The 9,488-nt window shown below is 71.9% G+C and carries 7 protein-coding genes and 1 pseudogene; 7 read left to right on the forward strand and 1 reads right to left on the reverse strand.

Annotation, left to right across the window (positions count from 1 at the left end; genetic code table 11):
• On the reverse strand, positions 1 to 671 hold a 671-nt coding region (locus AB8Z75_RS25615; protein WP_369205898.1), incomplete at its 3' end, for a bifunctional DNA primase/polymerase.
• Between the two features lie 343 nt (positions 672 to 1,014).
• Between AB8Z75_RS25615 and AB8Z75_RS25620 the strand changes: the two genes are divergently transcribed.
• From AB8Z75_RS25620 to AB8Z75_RS25650, 7 genes and pseudogenes are all read left to right on the forward strand, one after another.
• Positions 1,015 to 2,586 (forward strand): hypothetical protein, encoded by a 1,572-nt coding sequence (locus AB8Z75_RS25620; RefSeq protein WP_369205900.1) that lies wholly within the window; start codon positions 1,015 to 1,017, stop codon positions 2,584 to 2,586.
• A 245-nt stretch (positions 2,587 to 2,831) separates the two neighbouring features.
• Positions 2,832 to 4,169, forward strand: a complete 1,338-nt coding sequence (locus AB8Z75_RS25625) for an ammonium transporter (protein WP_369205902.1) — start codon at positions 2,832 to 2,834, stop codon at positions 4,167 to 4,169.
• Positions 4,166 to 4,504, forward strand: coding sequence for a P-II family nitrogen regulator (locus tag AB8Z75_RS25630; protein ID WP_369205904.1), 339 nt, complete (start codon positions 4,166 to 4,168; stop codon positions 4,502 to 4,504). The genes AB8Z75_RS25625 and AB8Z75_RS25630 overlap by 4 nt, the downstream gene beginning before the upstream one ends.
• A gap of 303 nt (positions 4,505 to 4,807) precedes the next feature.
• A complete protein-coding gene (gene ffh, locus AB8Z75_RS25635; protein ID WP_369205906.1) occupies positions 4,808 to 6,370 on the forward strand; it encodes a signal recognition particle protein in 1,563 nt (520 codons plus the stop codon).
• A 47-nt stretch (positions 6,371 to 6,417) separates the two neighbouring features.
• The gene (locus AB8Z75_RS25640) at positions 6,418 to 6,939 is read left to right on the forward strand and encodes a GNAT family N-acetyltransferase (protein ID WP_369205908.1); all 522 of its coding nucleotides are present in this window, start codon (positions 6,418 to 6,420) and stop codon (positions 6,937 to 6,939) included.
• Between the two features lie 168 nt (positions 6,940 to 7,107).
• Positions 7,108 to 8,542 (forward strand): annotated as a pseudogene (proS, locus tag AB8Z75_RS25645) (proline--tRNA ligase).
• Between the two features lie 156 nt (positions 8,543 to 8,698).
• Complete coding sequence (locus AB8Z75_RS25650) at positions 8,699 to 9,373, forward strand: hypothetical protein (protein WP_369205910.1); 675 nt, start codon at positions 8,699 to 8,701, stop codon at positions 9,371 to 9,373.
• Positions 9,374 to 9,488 lie beyond the last annotated feature (115 nt).

Below are 9,488 nucleotides of genomic sequence, written 5' to 3' on the forward strand. Positions count from 1 at the left end.
ACATAGGCCAGCGTTCCCAGCAGCAGCCGCGCCTGCGGCGGACGGCCGGCCGTCTCCAGGGTGGGCGGGCGCAGCCAGCCGACCGGGCCACGGGCGGCCAGGTCGGAGGGGGGTGCCGTGATGTGCTCCCCCTCGCCCCTGCCCCGCAGATCGAGATCCGCGTCGTCCCAGCCCATCCGGTAGAGCAGATCGGGCAGCTCGGCCGCCGCGCCGGGGGCGACCAGGAACCAGGCCCTGCCGTGGGGCGTCGCCGCCACGGGGCCCAGCGGCACCCCCATGCGCTCCAGCCGCGCCAGCGCGCACCGGCCCGCGGTCAGCCCCACCTCGAGCACGTCGAAGGCGCGGCCCGTCGGCAGCAGCGTGGCGGCGCCGGGCACCTGGGCCCACGCGCGCGTGGCCTCGTCGAGGGTGGCGCCCGCCGGCACCTCCACCGTCGCGTCGAGGGGGTGGTCGCCGGGGGCGGGGCACGCGGCTGCGCCACACGAACAGGTGACACGGCCTCCCGACCGCGCGGCCCGGGCGCCCGGGACCACGTCCCAGCCCCACAGGCTCGTGTACTCCGCCACGGTGGTGCACACCTGGGCGCGCTCGCGCCTGCGTGCACCGGGCCGCAGTTCGCGGATCTCGCGGATGCCGCTGAGACCGCCGATGGCGCCGATCGTGAAGCCCATGCTCACTCCAACGGGTCCCGAATGCTGATGGTTACGACTACGTTGCACACAGTGACGGTCGGACTGCTGGAACGGGGCGGGGAGTCGGGGCTGTCTCTCCGTGGGGTGATGCCCGGTGTCAAGTCAAGCGCTTACTGACGCGGAAGGGTTCATTCGAAGGGGTGGCGAATGGTGGCGATTCTGCAATTACACTCGCCAGGCTCGTGATCGTAGGATTACTTTCGGTACACACAGGGAGAGAGCGCGGCAGCGGACTATGCCTGGGGCATGGCGAGCCGAGGGTGCGGCGGGGCGCGCGGGGGAGCGCGGGCCGCCCCCGGCCGGTGTCCGCCACCGACGCGGGATGGGGGCGTTACCAGTGGCTGAGCGAGGCCAGACGAGCAAGAGCCCGAACGAGCGCCTGGGCTCGTGGTTCGTGCGCAGTGGCTGGTCGAAAGGGGAACTGGCGCGCCAGGTCAACCGCCGGGCACGGCAGTTGGGCGCGCACCACATCAGCACCGACACCTCGCGGGTACGCCGCTGGCTGGACGGCGAACAGCCCCGCGAACCCATCCCCCGCATCCTCTCGGACCTCTTCTCCGAACGCTTCGGCTGCGTCGTCGCCGTCGAGGACCTGGGGCTGCGGCCCGCCCGGCGGTCCCCCGCCGCCTCCGGCGTCGACCTGCCCTGGGCAGGGCCCCAGACCATCGCGATGATCAGCGACTTCACCCGCAGCGATCTGATGCTCGGCCAACGCGGCTTCCTGGGGGCCTCACTGGCCGTCTCCGCGGGGCCCGCCCTCGTCGAGCCGATGCAACGCTGGCTGGTCCCAGGACCGCAGCCCGACGCGCCGACGCCCACAGGCCAGGTGCCAGGCCCGGCCACCCCGGACGGGCACGGGCGGCCTGGCGGCACAGCCGTTCCGGCGCCCAGGGCGGCGGTCGCGGGGCCACGGCGCGCACAGCGGCTCTCCGGCCCCGAGCTGGAGCTGCTGGAGCAGACGACGGAGATGTTCCGCGCCTGGGACGCCCAGTGCGGGGGAGGGCTCCGCCGCAAGGCCGTCGTCGGCCAGCTCCACGAGGTCACCGACCTCCTCCAGGAACGCCACCCCGAACCCGTCAGGCGCCGCCTCTTCCGCGTCACGGCCGAGCTGTCCGAACTCGCGGGCTGGATGAGTTACGACGTCGGCCTCCAGCCCACCGCGCAGAAGTACTTCGTGCTGGCCCTGCACGCCGCCAAGGAAGCCGGCGACCGGCCGCTCGGCTCCTTCATCCTCAGCAAGATGGCCCGCCAGATGATCCACCTGGGCCGCCCCGAGGACGCCCTGGAGCTGACCCACCTCGCCCAGTACGGCAGCCGGGAAGGATCCACGCCCCGCACCCAGGCCATGCTCCACGCCATGGAGGCCCGTGCCTACGCGAACATGGGCCAGCCGGGCAAGTGCAAGCGCGCCGTGCGGATGGCCGAGGAGACCTTCTCCGACATCGACCGCTGCGACGCCGACCCCGACTGGATCCGCTTCTTCTCCGAGGCCGAACTGTGCGCGGAGAACGCGCACTCCTACCGTGACCTGGCCTACTCCTCCGGGCGCAGCCCCACTTACGCGTCCCTGGCCCGGCCCGCGATGGAGCGTGCCGTCGCGCTGTTCGCGCGCGAGGCGCGGGAGGCCGAGGGCGGCGGCCACCAGCGCTCCTACGCGCTCAACCTGATCGGGATGGCCAGCGTGCACCTTCTCCAGAACGAGCCGGAAGGGTGCGTCGCCCGTGCCAGCGAGGCCCTCGGGCTGGCCAAGCGGCTGCGCTCCGAGCGGGTCAACAACCGGCTGCGGCGCACCACCGCGGGTGCCGTCCGCGAGTTCGGAGGGGTCGCGGACGTCGTACACCTGAGCGAGCGACTGCGCGTGGAACTGGCCGAGAACGAGGCCGTGGCCGGCTGACGCCGCCTCTGGCTGACGCCGCCTCCGGCCGGCGCCGCCCCTCCCTGGCGGCGCCTCCTTTTCCTCAGGTGCGTTTCATCTCCTCGTAACACCGTCGGGCCGGTTTTCACGGTCGCGCAACACCGCGTGGCGGTGGCGGAAACCGGGTGGGGGAAATCTGGCGGACACGCCCGCCTTCCTGCCGGCCTCCGGCCGGGCGGGGCCCCATGGCCCGAGAGGGGCCACGGTTCGAGGAGACGTTCGCATTGAACGGCGCGGATACCGCTTTCGTCCTGGTCAGCGCGTTCTTCGTGATGCTGATGACGCCTGGTCTCGCCTTCTTCTACGGCGGCATGGTCCGGGTCAAGAGCGCCCTGAACATGCTGATGATGTCCTTCATCTCGCTGGCGGTCGTCAGCGTGCTGTGGGTGCTCTTCGGCTACTCGCTCGCCTTCGGCCCCGACGCCGGCGGTGTGATCGGCAACCTCGACCACGCCGGGCTGCGGGGACTCACTCCCGACTCCCTCACCGAGCAGGGCGGCATTCCCCTGCTCGCGTTCGTCCTGTTCCAGATGATGTTCGCCGTCCTCGCTCCGGCCCTGATGAGCGGCGCCCTCGCCGACCGCGTGACGTTCGGCGCCTGGGCGGTCTTCCTCACGCTGTGGGTCACGCTCGTCTACTTCCCCGTCGCGCACTGGGTGTGGGCGGAGGGCGGCTGGCTCCGTGAACTGGAGGTCATCGACTTCGCCGGGGGCACCGCCGTCCACATCAACGCCGGCATCGGCGCGCTGGCCGCCGTCCTGGTCGTCGGAGAGCGCATCGGCTTCACGAAGGACCCGATGCGCCCGCACAACCTGCCCCTGGTCGTGCTGGGCGCCGCCCTGCTCTGGTTCGGCTGGTTCGGGTTCAACGCCGGTTCCGCGCTCGCGGCCGACGGCACCGCCGCGACCATGGCGCTCAACACCCAGGTCGCCACCGGCGCCGCCCTCGCGGGCTGGCTCGCCTACGAACGTCTGCGCCACGGAGCCTTCACCACGCTGGGCGCGGCCTCCGGGGCGATCGCCGGGCTGGTGGCCATCACCCCGGCCGGCGCCTCGGTCAACGCCATGGGCGCACTGGTCATCGGTGCGGTGGCCGGCCTCGTCTGCTCCTGGGCGGTCGGCCTGAAGTACAAGCTGGGCTACGACGACTCGCTCGACGTCGTCGGTGTCCACCTGGTCGGCGGCCTCGTCGGCACCCTGCTGGTCGGGTTCCTCGCCGTGGACGGGGTCGGCGGCCCTGCCCAGTTCGGCAAGCAGGCCCTCGGCGCCTTCTCGGTGCTGGCCTTCTCCTTCGCCGTCTCCTGGCTGCTGGCCAAACTGGTGCAGGTCACGATCGGCTTCCGCGCCGACCCCGACGACGAGACGGCCGGCGTCGACCAGGCGTTCCACGCGGAGACGGCGTACGACTTCACCGCCGTCGGCGGCTCCACGGGCCGTACGCCCGACGTGCCGCCCGCACCGCCCGGCACGGCCACACCGCCCGGCACGGCCGCCGCGCCTGACACCGCCGCCGCGCCCGGCACCGCCCTTCGCTCCAGCCGTGCGACCAAGGTGGACGCATGAAGCTCGTCACCGCCGTGATCAGGCCCGCCAGGTTCGACGAGGTGAAGGAGGCGCTGCGGGCCTTCGGCGTCCAGGGCCTCACCGTCACCGAGGCCGGCGGTTACGGCCGCCAGCGCGGACACACCGAGGTCTACCGTGGCGCCGCGTACACGGTCGACCTCGTGCCCAAGGTGCGCGTCGAGGTGCTGGCCCGGGACGAGGACGCAGGACAGCTCATCGACGTCCTCGTCAAGGCGGCCCACACCGCCAGGACCGGTGACGGGAAGGTCTGGGTCGTGCCCGTGGAGACCGCTGTCCGCGTCAGGACGGGTGAGCGGGGCCAGGACGCGCTGTGAGCGGTCCGGGCGCCCGGGGTCCGCCTCGGGCAGCCGACGCGGAACGCGCCTGCGGCATGCCGGTCCGCGGTCCGGCCTGCGGCCGGTACGCGGTCCCGGTCGGCGCGGAGGTCGGGAGGTCGCCGCGCGGAGGTCCGGAGGCCGCCTCGCGGAGGTCCGGAGGTCGCCGCGCGGAGGTCGGGAGGCCGCCTCGCGGTGCGGCTGCGCACGGTCCGATCCGGACTGGCGGGGACCCGCCGCCGGGAGGGCGGCTACCCTTGCCAGTGATTGACTCCGCCACCGACCCGAGGACCGACGAGCGCTGTGTTCGATACCCTTTCCGACCGCCTGAGTGCGACGTTCAAGAACCTCCGGGGCAAAGGGCGCCTCAGCGAGGCGGACATCGACGCCACCGCGCGTGAGATCCGCATCGCCCTGCTCGAGGCGGACGTCGCGCTGCCTGTTGTCCGAGCCTTCATCAAGCAGGTCAAGGAACGCGCCATGGGGGCCGAGGTCTCCCAGGCGCTGAACCCTGCCCAGCAGGTCATCAAAATCGTCAACGAGGAGCTGGTCGGCATCCTCGGCGGCGAGACCAGGCGCCTGCGGTTCGCCAAGAACCCGCCGACCGTCATCATGCTCGCCGGCCTCCAGGGCGCCGGTAAGACGACCCTGGCGGGCAAGCTGGGCCGCTGGCTCCAGCAGCAGGGCCACACGCCGGTCCTGGTCGCGGCGGACCTCCAGCGCCCCAACGCGGTCAACCAGCTCTCGGTCGTCGCCGAGCGCGCCGGGGTGGCCGTCTTCGCGCCGGAGCCGGGCAACGGGGTCGGCGATCCGGTCAAGGTCGCCCAGGACTCGATCACCTACGCGCGTGACAAGCAGCACGACGTGGTCATCGTCGACACCGCCGGACGCCTCGGCATCGACCAGGAGCTGATGCGGCAGGCCGCCGACATTCGCGACGCCGTCAGCCCCGACGAGGTCCTCTTCGTCGTCGACGCCATGATCGGTCAGGACGCGGTCACCACGGCGGAGGCCTTCCAGGAGGGCGTCGGCTTCGACGGGGTCGTGCTCTCCAAGCTCGACGGTGACGCGCGCGGCGGTGCGGCGCTCTCCGTCGCCCAGGTCACCGGCAAGCAGATCATGTTCGCCTCCAACGGCGAGAAGCTGGACGACTTCGACGCGTTCCACCCGGACCGCATGGCGTCCCGCATCCTTGGCATGGGCGACATGCTCACGCTGATCGAGAAGGCGGAGCAGACCTTCAGCCAGCAAGAGGCCGAGAAGATGGCCGCCAAGCTGGCGAAGGGGCCGAAGGAGTTCACGTTCGACGACTTCCTGGCCCAGATGGAGCAGGTCCGCAAGATGGGCTCCCTCTCCAAGCTGCTCGGCATGATGCCGGGCATGGGCCAGATGAAGGAGCAGATCAACAACCTGGACGAGCGCGAGGTCGACCGTACGGCCGCCATCATCAAGTCGATGACGCCGGCGGAGCGCGCCGAGCCGACGCTCATCAACGGCTCCCGCCGGGCCCGTATCGCCCGGGGCTCCGGGGTCGACGTCAGCGCGGTGAAGAACCTGGTGGAGCGCTTCTTCGACGCCCGCAAGATGATGTCCAAGATGGCGCAGGGCGGCGGCATGCCGGGGATGCCCGGGATGCCGGGAATGCCCGGCGCCGGGGGCGGCAAGAAGAAGGGCAAGCAGCAGAAGAAGGCCAAGGGCAAGCGCCAGTCGGGCAACCCGATGAAGCGCAAGCAGGAGGAGCAGGCCCAAGCCGCCCGCCGGGCCGAGAGCGAGCAGGGCGGCGCCTTCGGCCTCCCCGGTGCCGGCCAGGACCCGGGCGACTTCGAACTCCCTCAGGAGTTCAAGGACATGCTGCCCCCGAAGTGACCTCCCCTGACGCGAGCCTGCCGCGGCAAAGGCGGATGATGTCGTCCATGCGCGTATACATCCGCCCCCCGCGGCCCTCCGACGAACAGCTCTACAGCGAGGCCGTCGTCCGGTCGGCAGACCACCTCCGCCCGTGGAACCCCGTCGAGCCCGACGGCCTCCCCGACCTGCTGCGCCGCCAGGGCCCCGCGCTGCGCACGTTCCTCATCCTCGACCGGGAGGACGAAGGCCTGGTCGGGCGGGTGAACGTCGCCAACATCGTCAGGGCGCGCTTCCGCAACGGTTCCCTCGGCTACGACAGCTACCTGCCCTACGCCGGGACGGGGCGGATGACCGAGGGGCTGCGGCTGGTGGTCGACCGCTGCTTCCAGCCCGGGCCCGACGGGCTCGGGCTGCACCGGCTGGAGATCAACGTCCAGCCGGAGAACGAGCGGTCCCTGGCGATGGCCAAGCGGCTCGGCTTCCGGCACGAGGGCTACTCGCCGCGCATGCTCTTCATCAACGACGCCTGGCGGGACCACGAGCGCTTCGCGCTGACCTCGGAGGAGTGGCCCGGGCCGACCGCCTGACCCCACCACGTCGCGCCGGACGAGACGGCGGAACCGTCGCAGCGGGCCTGCCCCTCCTCCGGAGTTCCGCGCTCCCCGCCTGCGCCCCCGCTCCGCGCACAAATGCCGCAGCTGCTCCGCGCACAAATGCCGCGGCGCGCGACGGACCGGCGCCCTACGATGCCCGCCATGGCGAAATCACCCGTCCTCACCCCCAGGGCCGAGGACTTCCCGCGCTGGTATCAGGAACTGGTGAACAAAGCAGAGCTCGCGGAGAACGGGCCAGTGCGCGGCACGATGGTGATCCGACCGTACGGCTACGGCCTCTGGGAGCGCATGCAGGCGGACATGGACGCGCGCATCAAGCGCACGGGGGTCCAGAACGCCTACTTCCCCCTCCTGATCCCGCAGTCCTACATGACCAAGGAAGCCGAGCACGTCGAAGGCTTCTCACCCGAGCTGGCCGTCGTCACTCACGGCGGAGGCAAGCAGCTGGAGGAGCCCGCCGTGGTGCGGCCCACCTCCGAGACGATCATCAACGACTCCTTCGCGAGGTGGGTGCAGAGCTACCGCGACCTGCCCCTGCTGATCAACCAGTGGGCCAACGTGGTCCGCTGGGAGATGCGGCCCCGGCTCTTCCTGCGCACCTCCGAGTTCCTGTGGCAGGAGGGGCACACCGCGCACGCCACCTTCGAGGACGCGCGCGACTTCGCCGCCCGCATCCACCGTGACGTCTACCAGGACTTCATGACCGAGGTCCTGGCCGTCGACGTCGTGCCAGGCCGCAAAACGGTCCGCGAACGCTTCTCCGGCGCGCTGAACACCCTCACGCTGGAGGCGATGATGGGCGACGGCAAGGCGCTCCAGATGGCGACCAGCCACGAGTTGGGGCAGAACTTCTCCCGCGCCTTCGGCACCAGGTTCCTCACCAGGGAGTGGCACCCGCGAGCACGCCTGGCAGACCTCCTGGGGGAGCACCACGCGCATGGTCGGCGCGATGGTGATGGCACACGGCGACGACGACGGACTCCGCCTGCCGCCGCGGCTGGCCCCTGTCCAGGTGGTGGTCCTCGCGGTCAAGGGCGAGGAAGCCGTGCTGGCCAGGGCGCGCGCCCTGGCCGAGGAACTGAGCACCGCGGGACTGCGGGTGCGGATCGACGACCGTACGGACGTCCCCTTCGGGCGGCGGGCGGTCGACTGGGAGCTCAAGGGCGTACCTGTACGGATCGAGATCGGCCCGCGCGACGTGGCAGGGGACGCCCCGGGCGGGGGTCGTACCGCCTCTCTGGTGCGACGCGTGCCGCGTACCAAGGAGCAGGTCCCGCTCGCCGCCCTGGCCGACACCCTCCCCGGCTTGCTGGAGGACGACCAGGCCCTTCTGCTGCACCAGACGCGCGAGCGGCGCGAACAGCGCACAGAAAACGTCCGTACCATCGGCGAGGCGGTGGAAGCCGTCACCACCGGTGGATGGGCGCGCCTGCCGTGGTCCGCGCTCGGCCCGGAGGGCGAGACGGCGCTGGCCGAGCACGCGGTAACGGTGCGCTGTCTGGTCGCCGAGGACGGCTCGGTGCCGCGGACGGAGGACGAACCGGGCACGGTCGCGCTGGTGGCACGCGCGTACTGACGTGCCCGCTCCCCGCTCCGGTGGGGCGTACTGACGTGCCCGTACCGGTGATACGTCCCGGGTTGCGGCGGGTGCGCGGCTTGGCCGCAGATCGGGGCACCCGCCCCGCTCCCGCCGCAACGACGCCGACTGACTGGTACGTGCAAAATATTTGCGATGCCCCGGAATCGGAACACCAGGGCCCTTCCGCTCGTTGAGAACGACGTGAGCACGACACCACCAGTTCTCGCCGCCGAGCTGGCAGCCGCCTGGGCCGATATTCAACGGCACCACCCCGAGCTGCCGGACCTGGCCGCGCCCGAATCACTCATCGGAGAGTCCTCGTCCGCATGCGGTACCGGCCTCTCCTTCGAACGGCTGCTGCACGAGGCAGTCCACGGCATCGCCGCGGCCCGCGGTGTCCGTGACACCTCACGCGCGGGCCGGTATCACAACCGCCGCTTCCTGGCGATCGCCGAGGAGCTGGGGCTCGACCACCCCGAGGAGCCGCATCCCAGCAGCGGCTTCTCCCTCGTGGTCCTCACGCCCGACACCCGGCGGCGCTACCGGCCCACCATCGAGCGGCTCCAGCGGGCCCTGAAGGCGTACAGCGCGGCCACCGAGACCGATACCGGGCGCAGTTTCCGCGGCCCCGCCGCGCGCCACGGCTCGTCGGGGGGCGGGGTCCGCGTGAAGGCGGTGTGCGACTGCGGCCGCAACGTCCGGGTCGTTCCCTCGGTGCTCGCGCAGGCCCCCATCATGTGCGGAGCCTGCGGCAAACAGTTCCGCATCCCCGCCGAGGCGGTGCCCGCCGAGATGGCCGCGAGCGCGGAGCCGGTCCCCGTCGGCTGACCCGCACGCGCCGAGCCGTGCCGCCCGGCCCTCGCCGCTCCGCCGCCTGCCTTCCGGCGGATGGCGGGGCCTCCCCGGCGGATGGCGGGGCCGAAGTGGGCGGGCGGCACGGCTC

It is taken from the genome of Streptomyces sp. PU-14G, assembly GCF_041028275.1.
Classification (GTDB): domain Bacteria; phylum Actinomycetota; class Actinomycetes; order Streptomycetales; family Streptomycetaceae; genus Streptomyces.

Bases quoted from the DNA above. Each gene is read 5' to 3' on its own strand.
- AB8Z75_RS25620 (WP_369205900.1), top strand. From the start codon at position 1,015: ATGGGGGCGTTACCAGTGGCTGAGCGAGGCCAGACGAGCAAGAGCCCG.
- AB8Z75_RS25630 (WP_369205904.1), top strand. From the start codon at position 4,166: ATGAAGCTCGTCACCGCCGTGATCAGGCCCGCCAGGTTCGACGAGGTG.
- AB8Z75_RS25640 (WP_369205908.1), top strand. From the start codon at position 6,418: ATGCGCGTATACATCCGCCCCCCGCGGCCCTCCGACGAACAGCTCTAC.
- AB8Z75_RS25650 (WP_369205910.1), top strand. From the start codon at position 8,699: ATGCCCCGGAATCGGAACACCAGGGCCCTTCCGCTCGTTGAGAACGAC.